We start from the raw sequence: 20,032 nt of genomic DNA on the forward strand, positions 1-20,032 counted from the left end.
ATATCTACACACCTAATTCTGTAATTCTTTTTACATATTTACCAATAACATCAAACTCTAAATTAACTACCGTTCCAACCTCGAACCCGTTAAAATTAGTGTGTTCGTAAGTAAAAGGAATTATTGCCACACTAAATTCGTTTCTTTTGGAATTAACAACAGTAAGACTTACTCCATTTACAGTAACAGAACCCTTTTCTATCGTAATATTGTGTAATGAAGGATCATATTCAAATGTAAAATACCAACTTCCATCTGCTTCTTTTACACTTTTGCACACTGCAGTTTGATCCACATGACCTTGCACAATATGACCATCTAGTCGAGCTCCTAATTTCATACCTCGCTCTAAATTTACAATATGTCCAGTTTTAAGATGATTCAGATTCGTTTTATCTAATGTCTCTTTAATTGCAGTAACAGTATATGTTTGGTCTTCTATAGAAACTACCGTTAGACACACTCCGTTATGCGCAACACTTTGATCAATTTTCAACTCTGAAGTAAAATTCGCACGAACGGTAATATCAAGATTCTCCTTATCTATTTTTAGATTTGTAACCGTTCCTAATTCTTCGATGATTCCTGTAAACATAAATGCGAATTATTTAGTTAAATTTGTGACCTCAAAATTTGCGATCAATTTTTAGATTTCAAAAATACTTATAAAGTAGGTTATAATGAAGAAAGAAGAAAAAATAAGATTAGGTATATCTATTGGTGACTTAAATGGCATTGGAAGTGAAGTAGTACTTAAAACTTTTGAAGATCCGCGAATGCTGGATTTTTGCACTCCTGTAATTTTTGCATCCGTAAAGATTCTTTCTTTTCTTAAAAAACAATACCAGATCAACGCTAATCTTCACGGAATAGATAAAACTTCTCAAATTATTGATGGCAAAATCAATGTCCTTAATGTATGGAAAGAAGGAGTTAATATTAATTTTGGTCAAGAAGATCAGAAGGTCGGCGAATATGCTATCAAATCATTAAAAGCAGCAACTGCCTCTTTAAAAAATGATGAAATTGACGTATTGGTAACTGCTCCTATTAATAAACATAGTATTCAATCAGAAGATTTTAATTTCCCAGGACACACAGATTATCTTGATCAAGAACTTGATGGTAATAGTCTAATGTTTATGATTACAGACACACTAAAAGTAGGATTACTTACGGATCACGTGGCTCTAAAAGATATAGCAAATACTATTACTCCAGAACTTATTGAACAGAAGATTGACACTATATATCAGGCCTTAAAACAGGATTTTGCAATAAGCAAACCAAAAATAGCCGTATTAGGTATTAACCCTCATAGTGGAGATAATGGTGTAATTGGAAAAGAAGATGAAGAAATTCTAAAACCAACTATCAAAAAAATAAATGAAACGGGTAAATTAGTATATGGCCCATATGCCGCAGATAGTTTTTTTGGCTCTGATAGTTACAAAACTTTTGATGCAATTGTTGCATCTTATCATGACCAAGGATTAATTCCGTTTAAAACCTTATCCTTCGGAAAAGGTGTAAATTATACTGCAGGACTAAATAAAGTACGTACTTCTCCAGATCATGGAACTGCTTTTGAGATCTCTGGAAAGAATAAAGCAGATAATGGATCCTTTAAAGAAGCTGTGTTTTCTGCTATAAAAATTTTTAAAAACAGGCAAGAATATACTGAATTAACCCAAAACCCATTAAAAAAGCAACCCCGAAAACCCCAGAATAAGACTCCAAGAGATTAGATCTATAGAACGTAAAAACCTATATTATCTAATATCTCAGACCTTAAAGTTAATTGATCACTAACTTTCTGATATAATTTTATTTACAAAAATGCTTTCATAATGTTTTTTTGTTATCTTTGCACCCGCCTTTGCCGAATTGGCAGAGACTCGAAACTGATGATGAAATGAAACCACTAAAAGAGTTTAATATCCCTTTTGTTGGACTGAAGCAAGGATTACACAAGTTTGAGTATCAAATTGGCAATACGTTCTTCGAACATTTTGAGTATGATGAATTTAATGCATCTGCAATAAAGGTCGATCTGGAATTTAACAAGAAAACAACAATGTTAGAGTTAGCTTTTAGAGCTGATGGTAATATAAATGTGAATTGCGACGTTACCAACGAACCTTTTGATTTATCTATTAAAAACGAATTGTTTTTAGTAGTTAAATTTGGAAACGAATATAATGATGAGAACGAGGAAATTCTTATTATCCCACATGGAGAATATGAAATCAACGTTCAACAATATATATATGAACTTGTTGTTTTAGGAGTACCTTCTAAAAGAGTTCATCCTGGTGTTGAAGACGGGACATTAAAATCTGATATACTTGAAAAATTAGATGAATTAAGCCCGAAAGAGGAAACATTAGAAAATGATAACGAGGAAATTGATCCTCGTTGGGATAAATTAAAAAACTTATTAAACGATAAATAATAGCTAACAATGGCACATCCTAAGAGAAAAATCTCCAGAACAAGAAGAGATAAGAGAAGAACACATTATAAAGCTACTGTACCACAAATAGCTACAGATCCTACAACAGGAGAAGCACATTTATACCACAGAGCACATTGGTTCGAAGGTAAATTATACTACCGCGGTCAGGTAATTATTGATAATACTGAGGAAGAAGTAGCATAAGGATACTGTTAAAATTCTAAAGAGAACTCTCACAAATGTGAGAGTTTTTTTGTTTTTAGTTGAATATGTGTCAAAATCCAGTTATTTTGCGCCATATTTGCATGTAATTTAGTATTTTCGACCACTTTTTGCACATGTTTGTGCAATGGTTCATGAAATGAGCTAAGCAATTTATTGATGTTAATTCCTGCTTTGCAGGCAAGCAGAGTAGTTATTAGCGAATTCCATCTAGAATTTAATAATAGAAATTTTAGATGAAACTAAAATCAAGATATGAGTAAAATCACAGCCGCTATCACAGCTGTAGGCGCTTATGTGCCAGACTATGTGTTATCTAATGAGATATTAGCAACAATGGTCGATACAAACGATGAATGGATTACCACTCGTACAGGTATTAAAGAACGGAGAATTCTAAAAGAAGAAGGTCAAGGAAGTTCTTTTTTAGGAATAAAAGCAGCAGAAGATTTAATTGCTAAAAAGAATCTCGATCCTAAAGAGATTGATATGGTAATTTTTGCTACTGCTACTCCTGATCTCCCAGTTGCAGCAACTGCAGCATACACCGCTTCAAAAATAGGCGCTGTTAATGCTTTTTCTTATGACTTACAAGCAGCTTGTTCCAGTTTTTTATACGGAATGTCCACAGCAGCCAGTTATATCGAATCAGGTAGATACAAGAAGATATTACTAATTGGAGCAGATAAAATGTCTTCAATTATTGATTATACAGATCGAACTACTTGTATTATTTTTGGCGATGGTGGTGGAGCTGCCCTTTTTGAACCAAATCACGAAGGTTTAGGGCTACAAGATGAATATTTACGTACGGATGGAATCGGACGAGAGTTTCTAAAAATCGAAGCTGGTGGTTCTATACTGCCCCCAACAGAAGAAACTGTCACTAATAGACAACATTTTGTGCAACAGGATGGAAAATCTGTATTTAAATATGCAGTTTCTAATATGGCCGATTCTAGCTCTAAAATTATGGAGCGTAACAATCTATCTGGAGAAGATGTAGATTGGCTTGTTGCGCATCAAGCTAATAAACGTATAATTGATGCTACGGCAAGAAGAATGGAATTGGATGAGAATAAAGTTCTTATGAATATCCATCGATACGGTAATACAACCTCAGCTACATTACCACTATTATTAAGTGATTACGAAAAACAACTCAAAAAAGGAGATAATATAGTATTTGCCTCATTTGGTGGAGGCTTTACTTGGGGTTCAATTTTCTTAAAATGGGCCTATAATTCCTAAACAACTAAAACACACAATACCCAACATTATGGATTTAAAAGAAATTCAGAATTTAATTAAATTCGTTGCCAAATCTGGGGCGAGCGAAGTGAAGTTAGAGATGGAAGATGTAAAAATTACTATCAAAACAACTTCAGAAGAAAACAAAGAAACAACTTTTGTACAACAGATTCCTGTTAACGCACCTGTTACTTCCCAACCAGTAGCTCCTGCGCAAGTAGTAGAACCAACTCCTGTTGCTCCTCCTGCTAATACCGCAGCAACAGAAGACAATTCGAAATACATTACTATAAAATCTCCTATTATAGGAACCCTTTATAGAAAACCGTCTCCAGACAAACCAACTTTTGTAGAGGTTGGTGATACCATTAAAGAAGGAGATGTACTATGTATTATCGAAGCAATGAAACTTTTTAATGAAATTGAAAGTGAAGTTTCTGGTAAAATTGTAAAAGTATTAGCGGATGATTCATCTCCTGTAGAGTTTGATCAGCCATTATTCTTAGTAGACCCATCATAACCCAATTTTAAAATTCCAATTGACAAATCCCAAAATCCAACACTATGGAATTTGGAACATGGAATTTGAGATTTTTAAATTTAGAACGTTATGTTTAAAAAAATTCTAATTGCAAATAGAGGTGAGATTGCAATGCGTGTAATCAGAACCTGCAAAGAAATGGGTATCAAATCTGTAGCTGTATATTCTACAGCAGATGCCGAAAGTTTACATGTGCGTTTTGCAGATGAAGCCGTTTGTATAGGACCAGCGCCAAGTAGTGAGTCTTATCTTAAAATGTCTAACATCATCGCTGCTGCAGAAATCACAAACGCAGATGCAATACATCCTGGATATGGTTTTCTTTCAGAAAACGCTAAATTCTCTAAAATTTGTGAAGAGCACGAAATAAAATTTATTGGTGCTAGTGCAGAGATGATCGACAGAATGGGAGATAAAGCATCAGCTAAATCTACTATGATCGAAGCTGGAGTACCTTGTGTTCCAGGAAGTGAAGGTGTAATTCCAGATTTTGAGACTTGTATAAAGGTAGCTAAAGAAACTGGTTATCCAGTAATGCTTAAAGCCAGTGCTGGTGGTGGTGGTAAAGGTATGCGCGCAGTTTGGAAAGAAGAAGATCTGCAAAATGCCTGGGAATCTGCCAGACAAGAAAGTAAAGCTGCTTTTGGCAACGATGATATGTACATGGAGAAACTTATTGAAGAACCACGTCATATAGAAATTCAAGTCGTAGGTGATAGTAATGGTAGAGCATGTCACTTATCAGAAAGAGATTGTTCTGTACAACGAAGACACCAAAAATTAACTGAAGAAACTCCTTCTCCATTCATGACAGATGAATTGAGAAACAAGATGGGTGAAGCCGCTGTAAAAGCCGCTGAATATATCAAATATGAAGGAGCAGGAACTGTAGAGTTTTTAGTAGACAAACATCGTAATTTCTATTTTATGGAGATGAATACTCGTATCCAGGTAGAACACCCAATCACAGAACAAGTGGTTGATTACGATTTAATAAGAGAACAAATATTAGTAGCTGCTGGCGTGCCAATTTCTGGCAAGAATTATTACCCGCAGTTACACTCTATAGAATGTAGAATCAATGCAGAAGATCCATATAAGGATTTCCGACCTTCGCCAGGTAAAATAACAAATTTACATATTCCTGGTGGTCACGGAGTTCGTATTGATACACACGTATACAGTGGTTACATCATTCCACCTAATTACGATTCTATGATCGCTAAATTAATCACTACTGCCCAAACTCGTGAAGAGGCAATTAATAAGATGAAAAGAGCCCTTGATGAATTTGTGGTAGAAGGAATAAAAACTACTGTCCCATTTCATAGACAATTAATGGATCATCCGGATTATGTTTCTGGAAATTATACCACTAAGTTTATGGAGGATTTTGAGATGGAAGAACCACAAAACTAACTAACGATTAAGCCTCAGCAATGAGGCTTTTTTTATACGTTTTAAAAATGATCGCAAGCTACTGGGAACATAAAACTTGGTTGTCTAATGTCGATTTTACTATTATTGGTAGTGGAATCGTTGGGCTTAATTGTGCGCTTCGGTTAAAAAATAAATTTCCAAAAGCTAATATTCTGATCCTCGAACGAGGAATGCTTCCTAATGGCGCTAGTACTAAAAATGCTGGATTTGCTTGCTTTGGCAGTCTATCTGAAATTCTGGATGACCTCAACTCACATTCTGAAGAAGAAGTACTACAATTGGTACAAAAAAGATATCAAGGTTTGCGGTTGTTACGCAAAAACCTTGGAGATACCACTATAGCATATATCCAAAATGGCGGATATGAACTTTTCACAAAAACAGACACTGGATTATACGAAACTTGCCTTTCCAAAATAGAAGACATTAACACTTTATTGAAATCCATTTTTAAGAATGATGTGTTTCTTAAAAAAGACAATATTTTTAATTTTGATAATATCCAGCCTACATACATAGTTAATCAATTCGAAGCACAACTTGATACTGGTAAAATGATGGAAGCTCTTTTACAAAAAGTACAAATTGCGGGTATTAAAATACTTAATAATTGTAATGTGCATTCTTTTACAGAAACCAATAGTGCTGTAGAAATAAAAACAGATGATTTTACGTTTTCTTCTAATAAAGTACTAATTGCAACAAATGGTTTTGCTTCTCAATTAGGAATTGATAATGTACAACCTGCAAGGGCGCAAGTATTAATTACGAAGCCTATACAAGACTTGCATATTAAAGGCACATTTCATCTGGATAAAGGATATTATTATTTCAGAAATATCGATAATAGAATTCTTTTTGGTGGCGGAAGAAACTTAGATTTTAAAGCAGAAGAAACCACAGAATTAGGCCAAACCCAATTAGTGCAACAAAAACTAGAGGAAATATTAAAAACAGTAATTCTACCAAATATAGATTTTGAAATAGAACATCGTTGGAGTGGAATTATGGGCGTTGGAAATCAAAAGAAATCCATCGTGAAACAAATTTCTAATAATGTGTACTGTGGCGTAAGGCTTGGTGGTATGGGTGTAGCAATTGGAAGTCTTGTTGGTACAGAATTAGCAGATCTTATGTAGCTAATTACTATTTGTTATGAGAAAAATTTTTGGTTTTATAGTTAAAAGTTTTATCGCTTTCATAATCCTAAGTGTATTGTGGGTTCTTGTATACAAATGGGTAGATGTACCAGGAACTCCATTAATGATTATTCGTGATTTTCAGTCCGAAAAAAAAATACAAACGAAACATCAATGGGTATCCATCGCACGTATTTCCAAAAACGTTCAACTAGCAATTATTTGTAGCGAAGACCAAAGGTTCTTAAACCATGGCGGTTTTGACACTAAAGCAATTCAAAAAGCAATCAAAGATCATAAATCTGGTAAACGATTACGAGGAGCAAGTACTATTTCGCAGCAAACAGCTAAGAATGTTTTTTTATGGCCTCATCGTAGTTGGGTTCGAAAAGGTTTAGAAAGTTATTTTACTTTTTTGATCGAAACCTTTTGGAGTAAAGAACGAATTCTTGAGGTATATTTAAATAGTATAGAGATGGGTGATGAAATATACGGTATAGAAGCTGCCGCTCAATTTTGGTTTAATAAATCCGCCATCGATCTAAACACATCTGAAGCTGCAGCCATCGCAGCAATACTACCTAATCCAAGAAAACATCTCGCCAACCCTCCATCCAACTATATTCAGGAAAGAAAAAAATGGATTCTACAACAAATGCAGAATTATGGTTCTTTTTCTTTATAAAAGAATAATTTTTAAAAAATATTTTTCTTAACGGTAGGGTAAAACCATAATGTCTTGTTTTATAATAAAGCCCCTAAAACCTTTTGTTATGGAAAATACTCATAGAAATTATTCTTTTTCAGAAGAAGCCAGTCAAAGAAAAAATAGTCTTGTAATACCATATTATGTAGGAAATAAGATTCAGAAAAAAGTATCAAACTATACTGAATCCATTCAAATTGTAAACCTAAATACCAGAAATTTACCTGGAATCCCTACTGTCGTTTCTGGAAAAGTTTATACAAAAGACAAGCAACCTGTGTCAAATGCAAAAATCGAAATTTGGCATGCAGATGATGCAGGAGCCTATCATACAGATAGAAATTTTTATTTTCCTAGACAAACTACTTTATCTGGATGCATCCTCACAAACGCAGCTGGTGAATACAAAATAAGAACAATCCGCCCAGGGATTTATGGATATAGAGCGAGACATTTTCATTATAAAATTTCTGCAGAAGGACATACTACTTTAGAAACTCAAATCTACTTTAAAAATGATCCAAGAATTCTGATCGATGAGATCGCTATAGTAGCAGAAGATTCTAGAGTCATTGACTTTAAATACAGTAACACAGGTTATTTAGAAGGAATAGTAAATATTTTTTTACCTGAAATTTAGTTTTAATTATTTTTATACGCCAAGGAGGTAGTTTAGTTACAAAACTGCCTCCTTTTTTTATGCTATCATCAGAATTATATTTGTGCAATCACCATGGTTATTCTATCTTGAAATCCTAAACATTTTTTTATTGAAAAAGATAAAGGAAGAATTATATCATCAATGTGAGCTATTTGTAGAAGATCGTCTTCATAGAATTCGAAATAGAATTGCTAACATTCAAGAATCATTAGGATCCGAAACAAAAAGTACCGCAGGAGACAAACATGAAACTGGAAGGGCAATGCTGCAACTAGAAAGAGAAAAGGCTGGTGTTCAGCTAGCTGAAGCTCAGAATTTACAGATACTTTTAGCTAAGATAGATGTTTCATCATCTTCTGAAGTTATCCGACTCGGAAGCTTAGTTAAAACTTCTCAGGGCAATTATTTTATAAGTATTTCTGTTGGAAAAATAACTGTTGAAAACGAATTCTATTTTGCCATAGCTCCAAATACTCCCATTGGAAAACTCTTATTAGGAAAGAAAACCAGTGATCATTTTAATTTTAATGAAAAACAATATATAATCCAGAAAATAGCATAGTATAAAGCGTATTTTTTTTCTTTCTCTTAAAATTATCAAATACGATAGCATAAAAAAATGATTTTAAGTAAATTGCCAATTCACAAATTATCATTCTAAATGAAGAAGCTTTCTTTATTACTTCTAATCGGGGTATTCGTTTTTGGGTGTAAACCATATCAAAATACTAAAATCAGAAAAGGTCAGATGACTTATGAAGAGTTTAGAGCGCAACAACGATCTTTTCCTAGTAAAGATGGCATCATAAAATATATAGATAAAGGAAATGGCCCCGTGATTTTATTACTTCATGGAGTTCCTACTTCTGGTTGGTTGTATCGTAAAATGATTGATCCTCTTGTAGCTGGCGGATATCGAGTTATTGTGCCTGATATGTTAGGGTATGGTTCTAGCGACTCTCCAGAAGGATATAAAATATATAGTGAAAAAGAACATGCTAAACGCATCCTCGAACTTATGGATGGCTTAGGCATTGATTATTGGTCACATGTAATGCATGATGTAGGAGGTGTATGGACTTGGGAACTTTTCAATCAAGCTCCAAAAAGAATTGAAGAATTAATTGTATTGAATACACTTTTATACGAAGAAGGATTCTATCCACCGATCCGATTTAGTCCAGGTCCTGCGGCTAAAGCAGCTATGTGGTCCTATCGTAATGGAGTTACCACCAATACTTTATTAAAAATGCTTTTTAAAGAAGGTCTAAAAGAAAATAAATTAAATGAGTTAGATATAGAAGGATATAAAACTCCGTTGCTCGAAGGTAAAACGGATGGAATGTATTATTTCTTTACAAGAACTTGTAATTATTTTCCTGATTACTCTCTTGTTTTTGAAAGTATTGATATTCCTGTTGCTGTAATATGGGGAATTCATGATACTATGCTACAATGGACCCCTCAACAAACCAAGGTAGTTACGGCTTTAAAAATCGACGAAGCCGATGTTCATTTCATTGATGAAAAACATTTTATACAAGAAACAAAAGCAGAAGAGATTTCTTATAAAATATTGGACTTTCTCCGATAATATTTATTTAATTAAGACCAACATTCTTAACCCAATCCTCTAATTCTATTCTAAAAATAGTACCATTTATCAATTCTTGAACCTGATCAAGTTCCTCCTTATTTAATGCCAAATCTATTTTATCAGATGGTGTTCTTAGTAAAAGTGATCTACAATGTTGATCATGATTACAATCATCACAGCATTGAGATTGTTTCGCAAGTATACAAGCATCCGAGAAATCCTTTAACTCGTTTAGCGTAAGTAAGAATCCAATATCTCTAAACACCAACTGAACCTTACTTAACGTATTACGTTCTTTCTTTTTCCAAAAAAAAGATATTCCTAACTTATTACTGTAAATTCTATCGATAGCACTCATTTCGAATTTTATTAGATTCAAAAGTATTAATTATTTATAATTAATCTAAATAAAAATAAGTTAATTTATATCTTTTAATTTCAATTGTAGTGATACCTCACCATTCCAATGGTTTTCATCTATAGTATAGGCAACCTTAATATTCTGGTTATTCGAAATCAAATTTTGTTTTGGTCCCAAGTTAAAGCCAATCGCATTTATACCCAATCCATTTTTTTGAATTCTACATTTCAGGTGTTTCTCATCGGCTCCTACACATTTTGCATATCCAGAATCCTTAACGTTTTCTGTCATAAATACTGGTGTCATATTTCCTGGACCAAATGGCGCAAATTGTTTAAGAATCCTAAAGAACTTTGGTGTAATCTCATTTAATTCTATCGGAATATCTATTACTACTTCTGGAATCAACAGATGTTTATCTATGGTTTCACTTACAACTTCCTCAAATTTTTGCTTGAATACTTCATATTGTTCTTCTTTTAGCGTTAATCCTGCAGCGTATTTATGACCTCCAAATTGTTCTATATGTTCTGAGCATGCATCTAAGGCATTATATACATCAAACCCTTTTACAGATCTGGCAGAAGCAGCCAGCATTGCACCACTTTTGGTGAAAACCAAAGTAGGTCGATAATACGTTTCTATAAGTCTTGATGCCACAATCCCGATAACACCTTTGTGCCAATTTTCATCATACACCACTGTAGTGAATCTGTCTTCTTCTTTGTTTTTAGTTATTTGTACTAAAGCCTCTTCTGTAATGTTTTTGTCTGCATCCTTTCGATCACTATTATACGTTTCTATTTCGGCAGCATATTCTGATGCAATCTTAGGATCTTCCTCTTTCAGCAAATTCACTGCATGTAATCCATGTTTCATTCTTCCGGCTGCATTAATTCTTGGGGCTATTATAAAGACTACATCAGTAATTGTTAGGATCTCTTTTTTGACTTGCGAAAGCATTGCTCTAAAACCTGTTCTAGGATTTTGATTAATAACCTGAAGACCATAATAAGCCAATACTCTATTCTCTCCTGTTATCGGAACAATATCTGCTCCTATCGCTGTGGCAACCAGGTCCAAATACAATACTAAATCATCGATAGACTGTTGCTTTTTTACAGCAATTGCCTGAATTAATTTAAACCCTACTCCACAACCACATAATTCTTTATAAGGATATTCACAATCTTCTCGTTTAGGGTCTAATACGGCTGCTGCATCTGGAATGGTATCACCTGGTCGGTGATGATCACAGATTATAAAATCGATTCCTTTTGATTTTGCATAGGCCACTTTTTCTATAGCTTTGATCCCGCAATCCAGTGCTATAATCAATGAGATATCATTATCAGATGCATAATCGATTCCTTGATATGACACTCCATATCCTTCTTTATAACGATCTGGAATATATGTAGTGATTTGAGGCGATATTGATTCTAAATACGAAGACATTAGCGCTACAGACGTTGTTCCATCTACATCATAATCCCCATAAACCATAATATTTTCTTGATCTGATACTGCTTTCTCTATTCTGGAAACAGCTTTATCCATGTCTTTCATTAAAAAAGGATCGTGTAAATCTTCTAATGAGGGCCTAAAAAATGTTTTAGCTTGATCATACGTTTCGATACCTCTCTGAACTAATAACAAAGCAACTGTCGAATCTACGTTAAGAGCTTTTGCTAAATTGTTAACTATTGCAGTATCAGGTTTTGGTTTTAGGGTCCATCTCATCGGCATTGTGATTCCAAAAATTATTTAAAAATCCAAAGTACAAAAAACATCTCTACTGCTTTCCGTTTGACATTAGTTTCGTATTTTGCTTTGTCAAAAATATAAGTAAACTCAAAAAATTAGATATACACATGCCATTAGTAACACCTTTATCAGCGGATCACGATATTGAAACCAAAGAATTAGCTGAATTCTTCAATGAAACACTTGGATTTTGCCCTAATTCGGTATTAACTATGCAACGAAGACCTGCCATTTCTAAAGCTTTTATTAACCTTAATAAAGCGGTTATGGCGAATGAAGGTCGTGTAACCTCAGCATTAAAACGTATGATTGCCTGGGTAAGTAGTAATGCTACAGGATGTAGATACTGCCAGGCTCACGCAATTCGTGCTGCTGAACGTTATGGAGCAGAGCAAGAACAATTAGATAATATTTGGGAATATAAAACACACCCAGCATTTAGCGATGCAGAACGAGCAGCACTTGATTTTTCGCTAGCAGCATCCTTAGTACCTAATAATGTGGATGAAGCGATCAAAACCGAGTTATATAAATATTGGGACGAAGGCGAAATTGTAGAAATGCTTGGTGTTATTTCTTTATTTGGATACCTAAACCGATGGAATGATTCTATGGGAACTACCGTAGAAGAAGGAGCCATCGAATCTGGAGAACAATATCTTGGTAAACACGGATGGGAAAAAGGAAAACACGTATAGTTTTTATTTGATTCTTTATCCAAAAAAATAAAAAAGACCTGTGGTATTTTTGAAATACTACAGGTCTTTTTTTAAATTATTTATACAGAAATAATCTTTTCCTTGACTGCTTTAATAATTAATCCAGCAGTGTTTTTTACTCCTAATTTGATCATTAGATTTTTGCGATGTCCTTCGATAGTTCGAATACTCAAAAATAACTCTTCAGCAATTCCTGCGGTAGTATATTCTTTGGTAACCAATTCTAATACTTCCATTTCTCTTGTGGTAAGGTGGTAATCTTTACCTATTATAGGTGGTTTATTGGTTTTATTTTTAAGCCCTTTCAATAATGCCTGAGAAACAAAAGGATTAAAATAAAAACCTTTTTCGAAGACAGATCGAATTGCCTCTTCCAGTTCTTGTTGATTTGTATCTTTTAATAAATATCCATTAGCACCAACTTCCATAAGATAAGAGATCATTCGTTCTTCTTTATGCATCGTAAGAATGATAATCTTGATATCTGGATACAACTCTTTTATTTTTACCGTTGCGTCTACTCCATTCATTTCCTCCATCTCTAAATCCAATAATATCACATCTGGGGTAGTGTTATTTAATTTAGCTAAAAGATCTTTTCCACTCACTGCTTCCAGAACAAGTTCGATATTGTTCATTTTATCTAATAAAGATTTTATGCCTTCCCGAAACAGGTTGTGGTCATCTACCAATCCTAATTGAATTCTTTTCATGGTTGTATCATTTTAGGTTGTTAAGTGTATTTATAATGGAATTTCTAGTTGTACTTTCATTCCATGTTTTTCTTCCTGAAAACTAATTGTCCCAGACAAAATAGATAATCTACTTTCTATATTTTTAAGCCCTAATCCCTTTCTATATTGAAGTTGTTTTTGATCCAAACCTTTTCCGTCATCTTCATATACCAGAATCAATATATTGTCATGATTCTTCATTTCTATATATATATTAGAGGCCTCTGCATGTTTTAGTGTATTCGTAATCAATTCCTGAATGATCCGATATAAATTTAATTCTTTAGTTTTTGCAATGTTTTGCGTTGTGCTGTCTACAAAAGATATTTTAATTTTTCCAGAATCACGCACTGTTTGTACTAAGCTATCCACCGCTTCAGAAAATCCTAGTTTTTCTAATACAACTGGTCTTAAGTCTTGAGAAATACCACGTACACTTCTAATCATATCATCAAAAAAACCGCCTATTTTATTTACAATGCTTGTTAATTCTTCTGGCGCTAATTCTGGTTCTATCTGACCCATATAAAGTTTTGTAGTAGTTAACATGGCTCCTACATCATCATGTAATTCTTTGGCAATTCTTGTTCGTTCTTCTTCTTGACTCTGAATCGATGTTTTAAGCAATTCCTTTTGATAATCCGACTCTATTTTTTGATGTTTTTTTTGCTGTGCAAGTAATCTGCGCTGATAAATAATAAAAAACACAATCACTGATAGTGATAGTAAAAATATCACTACCATACCGATGATGATGATCTTTAGTGTTATAGCTTCTTCGGATTCACCCATATAGCGAAAGTGTAAAATAACATTAATACTATATTTACAATAGCATGAAGACCCCAAACCAAATAACTTGCTTCTGTAGAACCTTTAAACATATTGTTATTAATAAAAAACAATATTAAGTTACTAGAAAAATAAATCAAAAAGCCCGCGTTAATCCAAAACATAGGATTGGTTTCTAACGCACTATATTTTACTTCTTTTAATAACGTATAAAAATAACTTAACGCAAGAAATATTACTACTACTCCTAAAAGTGTTGTCGCATTAGAATTAAATGTATTCAGGTTCTGAAAAAACAAGGTATTAACAACTGAAAATACAGTAAAAGAAATACCCAAGACGATAAAAAACTGTTTAGAAAATGTTTTCGATAAGACAGCTCTATATATATTAATGATCAACAAAAACTCTATGATCGCGTAAAAATGATATACTGGTAAATTATTAATTTTTTTACGCCAAAGCATATTTGAAATAAACTCTACAATTAGTACTAATACTAATAAATACAAAAGCCTTATTTGTACAGTGTTTAGTTTCTTAAATCTATATATCGCCAATAATAGTGGTACAATCACTATAAAAGACGAAACATTCCCTAAAAATTTAAAAAACTCCTCATTCATTAGTATCTTATTATATAGTTTATTCGTTGGGACAAGTGGGCGGACATGGTGTAGAATATTCTATAAAAATTTCTTCATCTCCGAATTCAGCAAATCCATGTCTTGATATTATTTCAGTTTGTACTTTTTTCTTTGGAACGATACCCAATACAGGTGTAAATGAAATCATATTCCGGTTCTGAAATTTATTCATATCAATACCTGGATACATAATAAATCTTGCTACATTATTATGAAATGTGCCATTAAAAAGATGCAATACTATATCACTACTAACATCAAAAAAATTAACGCGCATTAAAGATCTTGTTCCCTCATCTTTTGCTACGAAAAGATCATCAATTAGGTTATCCTCTACATTATTCCAATTGGTTAAAATCATTTCTTTAAAAATACCTGGAACCAACCTTCCTCCGCCGTTCACACTTTCATTATTCATACGTAATGGTCGTGGTTTATCAAATTCAGGTATAAGAGAAAAACAATAAGGATGCTTTCTGCTAGTAGTTGTTATTTTTATAATTGGACAAAATGTGAATTTGGTTTTATCCTCCTTTTCCAAACTCATATAAATTCGAATGCTTGTAATATCTTTTAATTTATTTAAGCATTTTAAATCATTATCACTCATCACAAAACGATTCGTACGAGTATAGTAACTGCCAGATGATTTAGTTCCATCATTTAATCGCTGAAAATGTCTTGCTAGTAACAATACTTCTTCTTGTTCCCATCGTTTTATATTATCCGATTGTTTCTTAGTCAGTACCTGATCTAGTTCTATTGTTTGTTCCATTTGTGTGAAAATTTATTACGTTAAATTGGTTTGTTCCATTAAAGCTACATAAAAAACAAGATTGCTACTAATAATGACTGAATTAACAGGTAATTACCATTAAAAAACACGTATTTACCACGTGCCTATAGTTTCTGTTTCACACATATATGTATCAAAATTGATTTATACGTATTATTCCTTGATTTTAAAATCTGTAATTCTACTGTTCAATTGCGGCAAATACCTGTTTTAAAAAACGGAAACTTCTACGCTATTGATAAACAAATAGTTGCAATAATTTTGAATGTAATTAAAAACATAATATTAAAAAGGGTAGCTACTTTTTTTGATTACAATGGCGGATTCGAAAAGCCAAATTATAAATAGAGTAGAAGTATAAAAAAACAAATCATGGAATTAAAAGAAGCGGTATTATCTCACTTAGACGCAAAACAAACAGGATCTATTCTCATACGATGTGAAGGAGGATATGTGGCACGATTTACACTTTCATATCAATTAAATGGTAAAGAGTTTAGCAAACACTCAGGAAATATCTCGCTAGGAGTAAATAAGTCAGAAACTATTCCAGAAGGAGCGACTTCTATACATCTAAAAGTGGAAGAAAACTGGGCATTTGGTTGGTCTACGATTTTCACAAAAAACTACGACAAACCAGTGACAGAATGCTATAAAGTTTATGGAACAACATTAGATCCTAAATATGCAAAAATCTCTTGCTAATAGCCTCTAACATTTTCAAAGACAACCTGAATCTGTCGATTCGGGTTGTTACTTTTTAAAATAATATTGAAAACTTTTCCAAAGCAAATAAACACTGATCATAATAATCAATATCGCCCATATCCAATAGGTACCGATTGTGTTTTCTGCAATTGCCTGTGTATCTGAGATCTGGATCACACCATCTCTTTCGAATTGTTTAGTGAATAAATAATCTAACTGAAGATAGGTACTCAACACAGATTGCAATCCCAAAAACAAAATAATGATCTCTTCTAATCTTCTGCTTTTAAATAATGTAATTACAAATAAAAATACGGCAAAACTAGTAAGTACTGCAATGCCCCAAAAAGATCGAATCCATAATAGCAAAGAAAGAATCATTATACCTATCAGAATTCTAAGAGCTACCATAGAAGTTTTGTGTGATCTGGCAGATATGATTAACAATGCACCGACAATTGCGGGACCTAACAATCCTCCTACCGCTACTAATGCGTTGCCAACAAAAGATGGTAAATAACTTCCTCCTAAATGGTAATAGGCAACACCGCCTCCGTTTTCATAAATTTCTAAAAACTCAAAACTGCCACCTACAAATAAAGCAGTAAGTCCATGACCCATTTCATGAAACCAGGTGCCCAATAAACGAAACGGGTATTGAACCCAACCAAAATAAGGTAATTGCCACAATATGATAACTACTAAGGCAACGACAACTATGGTATAATCAAAACGTTTAGAGATATTTGTAATTTTTAAATTAATTTAAAGTCCTTATTACAAACCTAATACCTTATTTTACGTTTCACAAAAATCGCTTGGTATGAATTCATCTATCTTAAAATATCAGATTCTTGTTTTGGCTTGCTTATTAACTATTTGTATTCATGGTCAAGAGAAAGTTACAAAAGAAAAGAATAAGAACAATACTATCCTTTCATCTGATCAGCGCAGTGATCCCAAAAATTTGTATACAATGCCTGTTTATAATCCAAACTATAATCTAGATAATCAGATCAAATTTGCTCTTATTAATGATACCAAAGAAAAAATACTAATGCCGATATATGATCCTTTTTCATCCCTATTGATAAATCCAAAAAGGCAATTAACATATGGAGAGATTGCAAAAAAACTTAAAAGAGATAAATAACTAAAACGTATTTATTTTTCGACTAGAGGAGATTCTTCAAAGGAGATTCCTTCCCAACCAGTTTTTATAAAATTGCGAATATTTTGATGATCATTTCCTTCTGGAGTATTGATAACACTCTTATAATGTTCTCCAAAACAATATAATGTTTCTTCTTTGTTTAAATTCTGAATTTTTGCAAAAGAAAACAATTTACAAGAACCCATATTTTGTCCAACATCATTTGTAACTTCTCCGTTGATAAAAGATACTGACTTAAAGTTATAATTAACATCTATAACCTGCATCGTATCTTGAAATGTAACTTCTTCGGGAGTATCTCTAAGTTTGTGAATAAATTTTGGGATAGTCATATGTTATTTCTTACCTGCAACTACTACTACAATCTCACCCTTAGGAGGTTTCTGTTCAAAATGAGATAGTACTTCTTTTACAGTTCCTCGAACCGTTTCTTCATGAAATTTACTTAATTCTCTAGATACAGATACTGCTCGATCTGCCCCTAAATATTCTACTAAATTTCCTAATGTTTTTATCAGTTTATGAGGAGACTCATAGAAGATCATCGTTCTGGTTTCTTCTGCTAAAAGTTGTAATCGAGTTTGTCTTCCTTTTTTTACCGGAAGAAACCCTTCAAACACAAACTTATCATTTGGTAATCCACTATTTACCAAAGCTGGTACAAATGCAGTTGCTCCAGGCAAACATTCTACTTCAATATTATTTTCTACACAAGCTCTGGTTAATAAAAACCCTGGATCACTAATTGCTGGAGTTCCTGCATCACTAATTAATGCAATAGTTTCTCCACTCTTCAGTTTGCGAATAATACTTTCGGTAGTTTTGTGTTCATTATGCATATGATGACTTTGCATATGTGTCGCAATTTCATAATGTTTTAGCAGTTTACCACTTGTACGGGTATCTTCTGCTAAAATTAAATCTACTTCTTTCAGAACTTTGATAGCTCTGAAAGTCATATCCTCCAAATTACCTATTGGAGTAGGAACCAGATATAATTTAGCCATCTATTAAGGTCTTATTTTTTTACCTGTTGCATAAGATATCACAAGGAATATTAATCCCAAAGTAGCGAATAAACCTTGCCCATCGTCTTTCATGTAATGTGCAGTATAAGCTAACACCATATCAAAAAAGAAACCAGCATATGCCCACTCTTTTAACCATTTTATTTTATTGGTAAGAATTGTAATAATTCCTAATATTTTGGCAATCGCCAGAGGTATTACCAAGTATGTCGGGTAATCCAGATTTTCAAAAAAACCTCTTACCATTTCTGTATTTCTAAAATACATCTGCGCAGAAAACAACATAATTCCACACATGGCAACTGTAGCAACCCAATAAATGATCTTCATATAATTTGTTTTTTTATTTTATTTCTTGAAGACTTTAGTGATCAAAAAAGAATAATCCTTACCTAAAACTCATATTTATTGGTCACGATCTCCATAAAACGCTCTTCATACTCATCTTTGCCTACCCAATTGTTATAATCTGGCTTTACCATATTTTTAATAAACTGAGTTGCTCCACTTTTACTATTTAGGGTATTCAATTGAGAAAGTACCCTATTATAATCAGTAGAACTTCCGTCAAATAAATGTTTTATAAACGCAAGACGGTCATTAAGTCCAATGTTTATTCCTTTTTTTAATTGATCATTCAGTGATTTAGGTTTTTCATCTTGATCATTAACCTTATCTAAAATAGGCATACTTTGGGGAGCAGATCCTATTTCTTCTTTATCATTTTTTTCATACACTGGTTCAGATAAGGAAACGTTTTCTTCGGTAAATTTAGGAACAGGAACAAAAAGATCTTCTGTTACTTTTTCATTAATTTTTTCAATAATAATTTCAGGTTTCTGTTCTTCAACTTCTTCAATCTGCGAATCCATGACCTTATTACCAAGATTAAACATTGTTTCTGAAACCTCTTCTATTTCATTTTTCTGATCCAGATTTACAATTGGCTTTGGCTTTATAACCTCTGCAGTTTCTTCTTGAAATTCTTGCGTCTGTTGACCTTCTAGTACACTTTTGATTTGTCCTATTGTAGGTTCAATATCCGCAAAATGAGATTCAACAAAATTTAAAACACTTAATTTTTCGTATAACTGTCTTGTCTCTTCCTGTAATTGAGGCAAGGTTGATGTATCCTTAAGCTGCAGTATCTTGTGTGCGATGCTTATAAGTTCTGCTTCCAATTTCTTCTTCATAACTTTCTTATTCGTTTGGGCTATGCTTTTTGTTTTTTAATAAATTTACCTCATCTTTAGAGCAATACCAAATAATAAAATGGAATGAGTCATCGTTT

Annotated in this window: 26 protein-coding genes; 14 read left to right on the forward strand and 12 right to left on the reverse strand. The window is 33.0% G+C overall.

The features are described 5' to 3' along the window. Positions 1 to 4 precede the first annotated feature (4 nt). On the reverse strand, positions 5 to 595 hold the full coding sequence (locus tag QBK95_RS11160) for a riboflavin synthase (RefSeq protein WP_280933673.1): 591 nt from the start codon (positions 593 to 595) through the stop codon (positions 5 to 7). Between the two features lie 85 nt (positions 596 to 680). Here QBK95_RS11160 and pdxA point away from each other — a divergent pair, with 85 nt between their 5' ends. The 11 genes from pdxA (at position 681) to QBK95_RS11215 (ending at position 10,012) form a co-directional block, all read left to right on the forward strand. After that, on the forward strand, positions 681 to 1,748 hold the full coding sequence (pdxA, locus tag QBK95_RS11165; protein WP_280933675.1) for a 4-hydroxythreonine-4-phosphate dehydrogenase PdxA: 1,068 nt from the start codon (positions 681 to 683) through the stop codon (positions 1,746 to 1,748). Positions 1,749 to 1,915: 167 nt separating this feature from the next. Beyond that, positions 1,916 to 2,455, forward strand: a complete 540-nt coding sequence (locus tag QBK95_RS11170; RefSeq protein ID WP_280933677.1) for a YceD family protein — start codon at positions 1,916 to 1,918, stop codon at positions 2,453 to 2,455. A 9-nt stretch (positions 2,456 to 2,464) separates the two neighbouring features. Then, the gene (gene rpmF / locus QBK95_RS11175; RefSeq protein WP_280933679.1) at positions 2,465 to 2,662 is read left to right on the forward strand and encodes a 50S ribosomal protein L32; all 198 of its coding nucleotides are present in this window, start codon (positions 2,465 to 2,467) and stop codon (positions 2,660 to 2,662) included. A 273-nt stretch (positions 2,663 to 2,935) separates the two neighbouring features. Continuing rightward, positions 2,936 to 3,931 carry a beta-ketoacyl-ACP synthase III gene (locus QBK95_RS11180; protein ID WP_280933683.1) on the forward strand — a complete coding sequence of 332 codons (996 nt, stop codon included), beginning with the start codon at positions 2,936 to 2,938 and terminating at the stop codon, positions 3,929 to 3,931. A gap of 28 nt (positions 3,932 to 3,959) precedes the next feature. Continuing rightward, complete coding sequence (gene accB, locus QBK95_RS11185) at positions 3,960 to 4,451, forward strand: acetyl-CoA carboxylase biotin carboxyl carrier protein (RefSeq protein ID WP_280933685.1); 492 nt, start codon at positions 3,960 to 3,962, stop codon at positions 4,449 to 4,451. A 90-nt stretch (positions 4,452 to 4,541) separates the two neighbouring features. After that, positions 4,542 to 5,891, forward strand: a complete 1,350-nt coding sequence (gene accC, locus QBK95_RS11190; protein WP_280933688.1) for an acetyl-CoA carboxylase biotin carboxylase subunit — start codon at positions 4,542 to 4,544, stop codon at positions 5,889 to 5,891. 47 nt (positions 5,892 to 5,938) lie between these two features. Then, positions 5,939 to 7,051, forward strand: a complete 1,113-nt coding sequence (locus QBK95_RS11195; RefSeq protein WP_280933690.1) for an NAD(P)/FAD-dependent oxidoreductase — start codon at positions 5,939 to 5,941, stop codon at positions 7,049 to 7,051. 16 nt (positions 7,052 to 7,067) lie between these two features. Further along, positions 7,068 to 7,736, forward strand: coding sequence for a monofunctional biosynthetic peptidoglycan transglycosylase (mtgA, locus tag QBK95_RS11200; protein WP_280933691.1), 669 nt, complete (start codon positions 7,068 to 7,070; stop codon positions 7,734 to 7,736). Between the two features lie 88 nt (positions 7,737 to 7,824). Beyond that, on the forward strand, positions 7,825 to 8,397 hold the full coding sequence (locus QBK95_RS11205) for a dioxygenase family protein (protein ID WP_280933693.1): 573 nt from the start codon (positions 7,825 to 7,827) through the stop codon (positions 8,395 to 8,397). Positions 8,398 to 8,527: 130 nt separating this feature from the next. Then, positions 8,528 to 8,980 (forward strand): 3-oxoacyl-ACP synthase, encoded by a 453-nt coding sequence (locus tag QBK95_RS11210; protein WP_280933695.1) that lies wholly within the window; start codon positions 8,528 to 8,530, stop codon positions 8,978 to 8,980. A gap of 99 nt (positions 8,981 to 9,079) precedes the next feature. Then, complete coding sequence (locus QBK95_RS11215) at positions 9,080 to 10,012, forward strand: alpha/beta fold hydrolase (protein WP_280933697.1); 933 nt, start codon at positions 9,080 to 9,082, stop codon at positions 10,010 to 10,012. 7 nt (positions 10,013 to 10,019) lie between these two features. Here the strand turns inward: QBK95_RS11215 and QBK95_RS11220 are convergent, their stop codons facing one another. After that, complete coding sequence (locus tag QBK95_RS11220) at positions 10,020 to 10,373, reverse strand: hypothetical protein (RefSeq protein ID WP_280933699.1); 354 nt, start codon at positions 10,371 to 10,373, stop codon at positions 10,020 to 10,022. A gap of 60 nt (positions 10,374 to 10,433) precedes the next feature. Continuing rightward, positions 10,434 to 12,119 (reverse strand): single-stranded-DNA-specific exonuclease RecJ, encoded by a 1,686-nt coding sequence (gene recJ, locus QBK95_RS11225; protein WP_280933701.1) that lies wholly within the window; start codon positions 12,117 to 12,119, stop codon positions 10,434 to 10,436. A 131-nt stretch (positions 12,120 to 12,250) separates the two neighbouring features. Between recJ and QBK95_RS11230 the strand changes: the two genes are divergently transcribed. After that, positions 12,251 to 12,841 carry a carboxymuconolactone decarboxylase family protein gene (locus QBK95_RS11230; RefSeq protein WP_091406766.1) on the forward strand — a complete coding sequence of 197 codons (591 nt, stop codon included), beginning with the start codon at positions 12,251 to 12,253 and terminating at the stop codon, positions 12,839 to 12,841. Positions 12,842 to 12,921: 80 nt separating this feature from the next. Here the strand turns inward: QBK95_RS11230 and QBK95_RS11235 are convergent, their stop codons facing one another. Genes QBK95_RS11235 through QBK95_RS11250 form a run of 4 tightly spaced genes read right to left on the reverse strand, consistent with a single transcriptional unit; the run spans position 12,922 to position 15,810 of the window. Next, positions 12,922 to 13,575, reverse strand: a complete 654-nt coding sequence (locus QBK95_RS11235; RefSeq protein WP_280933705.1) for a response regulator transcription factor — start codon at positions 13,573 to 13,575, stop codon at positions 12,922 to 12,924. Positions 13,576 to 13,605: 30 nt separating this feature from the next. Then, positions 13,606 to 14,388, reverse strand: a complete 783-nt coding sequence (locus QBK95_RS11240; RefSeq protein ID WP_280933707.1) for a sensor histidine kinase — start codon at positions 14,386 to 14,388, stop codon at positions 13,606 to 13,608. Then, positions 14,364 to 15,014, reverse strand: a complete 651-nt coding sequence (locus tag QBK95_RS11245) for a hypothetical protein (RefSeq protein WP_280933709.1) — start codon at positions 15,012 to 15,014, stop codon at positions 14,364 to 14,366. Before QBK95_RS11245 ends, QBK95_RS11240 begins: the two co-directional genes overlap by 25 nt. Before the next feature lie 19 nt (positions 15,015 to 15,033). Beyond that, on the reverse strand, positions 15,034 to 15,810 hold the full coding sequence (locus QBK95_RS11250) for a hypothetical protein (protein ID WP_280933712.1): 777 nt from the start codon (positions 15,808 to 15,810) through the stop codon (positions 15,034 to 15,036). Positions 15,811 to 16,203: 393 nt separating this feature from the next. Between QBK95_RS11250 and QBK95_RS11255 the strand changes: the two genes are divergently transcribed. Then, positions 16,204 to 16,536 carry a thiol-activated cytolysin C-terminal domain-containing protein gene (locus tag QBK95_RS11255; RefSeq protein WP_280933714.1) on the forward strand — a complete coding sequence of 111 codons (333 nt, stop codon included), beginning with the start codon at positions 16,204 to 16,206 and terminating at the stop codon, positions 16,534 to 16,536. Positions 16,537 to 16,584: 48 nt separating this feature from the next. Here the strand turns inward: QBK95_RS11255 and QBK95_RS11260 are convergent, their stop codons facing one another. Next, positions 16,585 to 17,304, reverse strand: a complete 720-nt coding sequence (locus QBK95_RS11260) for a M50 family metallopeptidase (RefSeq protein WP_348637335.1) — start codon at positions 17,302 to 17,304, stop codon at positions 16,585 to 16,587. A 58-nt stretch (positions 17,305 to 17,362) separates the two neighbouring features. On the opposite strand from QBK95_RS11260, the gene QBK95_RS11265 reads away from it, so the two are divergent. Continuing rightward, positions 17,363 to 17,692, forward strand: a complete 330-nt coding sequence (locus tag QBK95_RS11265) for a hypothetical protein (protein ID WP_280933716.1) — start codon at positions 17,363 to 17,365, stop codon at positions 17,690 to 17,692. 11 nt (positions 17,693 to 17,703) lie between these two features. Here QBK95_RS11265 and QBK95_RS11270 read toward each other — a convergent pair whose 3' ends face one another. From QBK95_RS11270 to QBK95_RS11285, 4 genes are all read right to left on the reverse strand, one after another. After that, entirely contained in the window at positions 17,704 to 18,045 is a 342-nt protein-coding gene (locus tag QBK95_RS11270) for a HopJ type III effector protein (protein WP_280933719.1), read from the reverse strand. A 3-nt stretch (positions 18,046 to 18,048) separates the two neighbouring features. After that, complete coding sequence (rsmI, locus tag QBK95_RS11275) at positions 18,049 to 18,720, reverse strand: 16S rRNA (cytidine(1402)-2'-O)-methyltransferase (RefSeq protein ID WP_280933720.1); 672 nt, start codon at positions 18,718 to 18,720, stop codon at positions 18,049 to 18,051. Between the two features lie 3 nt (positions 18,721 to 18,723). Further along, positions 18,724 to 19,071, reverse strand: a complete 348-nt coding sequence (locus QBK95_RS11280; protein WP_280933723.1) for a DoxX family protein — start codon at positions 19,069 to 19,071, stop codon at positions 18,724 to 18,726. A gap of 62 nt (positions 19,072 to 19,133) precedes the next feature. Then, complete coding sequence (locus QBK95_RS11285) at positions 19,134 to 19,934, reverse strand: DUF8457 domain-containing protein (RefSeq protein WP_280933725.1); 801 nt, start codon at positions 19,932 to 19,934, stop codon at positions 19,134 to 19,136. Positions 19,935 to 20,032: the final 98 nt, after the last annotated feature.

The organism is Aquimarina mycalae (genome assembly GCF_029906345.1).
Taxonomy (GTDB): Bacteria; Bacteroidota; Bacteroidia; order Flavobacteriales; family Flavobacteriaceae; genus Aquimarina.

What these genes read in the sequence shown, in the direction of transcription:
- QBK95_RS11160 (WP_280933673.1), bottom strand. Translation starts at nt 595, where the DNA reads ATGTTTACAGGAATCATCGAAGAATTAGGAACGGTTACAAATCTAAAA.
- pdxA (WP_280933675.1), top strand. Translation starts at nt 681, where the DNA reads ATGAAGAAAGAAGAAAAAATAAGATTAGGTATATCTATTGGTGACTTA.
- QBK95_RS11170 (WP_280933677.1), top strand. Translation starts at nt 1,916, where the DNA reads ATGAAACCACTAAAAGAGTTTAATATCCCTTTTGTTGGACTGAAGCAA.
- rpmF (WP_280933679.1), top strand. Translation starts at nt 2,465, where the DNA reads ATGGCACATCCTAAGAGAAAAATCTCCAGAACAAGAAGAGATAAGAGA.
- QBK95_RS11180 (WP_280933683.1), top strand. Translation starts at nt 2,936, where the DNA reads ATGAGTAAAATCACAGCCGCTATCACAGCTGTAGGCGCTTATGTGCCA.
- accB (WP_280933685.1), top strand. Translation starts at nt 3,960, where the DNA reads ATGGATTTAAAAGAAATTCAGAATTTAATTAAATTCGTTGCCAAATCT.
- accC (WP_280933688.1), top strand. Translation starts at nt 4,542, where the DNA reads ATGTTTAAAAAAATTCTAATTGCAAATAGAGGTGAGATTGCAATGCGT.
- QBK95_RS11195 (WP_280933690.1), top strand. Translation starts at nt 5,939, where the DNA reads ATGATCGCAAGCTACTGGGAACATAAAACTTGGTTGTCTAATGTCGAT.
- mtgA (WP_280933691.1), top strand. Translation starts at nt 7,068, where the DNA reads ATGAGAAAAATTTTTGGTTTTATAGTTAAAAGTTTTATCGCTTTCATA.
- QBK95_RS11205 (WP_280933693.1), top strand. Translation starts at nt 7,825, where the DNA reads ATGGAAAATACTCATAGAAATTATTCTTTTTCAGAAGAAGCCAGTCAA.
- QBK95_RS11215 (WP_280933697.1), top strand. Translation starts at nt 9,080, where the DNA reads ATGAAGAAGCTTTCTTTATTACTTCTAATCGGGGTATTCGTTTTTGGG.
- QBK95_RS11220 (WP_280933699.1), bottom strand. Translation starts at nt 10,373, where the DNA reads ATGAGTGCTATCGATAGAATTTACAGTAATAAGTTAGGAATATCTTTT.
- recJ (WP_280933701.1), bottom strand. Translation starts at nt 12,119, where the DNA reads ATGAGATGGACCCTAAAACCAAAACCTGATACTGCAATAGTTAACAAT.
- QBK95_RS11230 (WP_091406766.1), top strand. Translation starts at nt 12,251, where the DNA reads ATGCCATTAGTAACACCTTTATCAGCGGATCACGATATTGAAACCAAA.
- QBK95_RS11235 (WP_280933705.1), bottom strand. Translation starts at nt 13,575, where the DNA reads ATGAAAAGAATTCAATTAGGATTGGTAGATGACCACAACCTGTTTCGG.
- QBK95_RS11240 (WP_280933707.1), bottom strand. Translation starts at nt 14,388, where the DNA reads ATGGGTGAATCCGAAGAAGCTATAACACTAAAGATCATCATCATCGGT.
- QBK95_RS11245 (WP_280933709.1), bottom strand. Translation starts at nt 15,014, where the DNA reads ATGAATGAGGAGTTTTTTAAATTTTTAGGGAATGTTTCGTCTTTTATA.
- QBK95_RS11250 (WP_280933712.1), bottom strand. Translation starts at nt 15,810, where the DNA reads ATGGAACAAACAATAGAACTAGATCAGGTACTGACTAAGAAACAATCG.
- QBK95_RS11255 (WP_280933714.1), top strand. Translation starts at nt 16,204, where the DNA reads ATGGAATTAAAAGAAGCGGTATTATCTCACTTAGACGCAAAACAAACA.
- QBK95_RS11265 (WP_280933716.1), top strand. Translation starts at nt 17,363, where the DNA reads ATGAATTCATCTATCTTAAAATATCAGATTCTTGTTTTGGCTTGCTTA.
- QBK95_RS11270 (WP_280933719.1), bottom strand. Translation starts at nt 18,045, where the DNA reads ATGACTATCCCAAAATTTATTCACAAACTTAGAGATACTCCCGAAGAA.
- rsmI (WP_280933720.1), bottom strand. Translation starts at nt 18,720, where the DNA reads ATGGCTAAATTATATCTGGTTCCTACTCCAATAGGTAATTTGGAGGAT.
- QBK95_RS11280 (WP_280933723.1), bottom strand. Translation starts at nt 19,071, where the DNA reads ATGAAGATCATTTATTGGGTTGCTACAGTTGCCATGTGTGGAATTATG.
- QBK95_RS11285 (WP_280933725.1), bottom strand. Translation starts at nt 19,934, where the DNA reads ATGAAGAAGAAATTGGAAGCAGAACTTATAAGCATCGCACACAAGATA.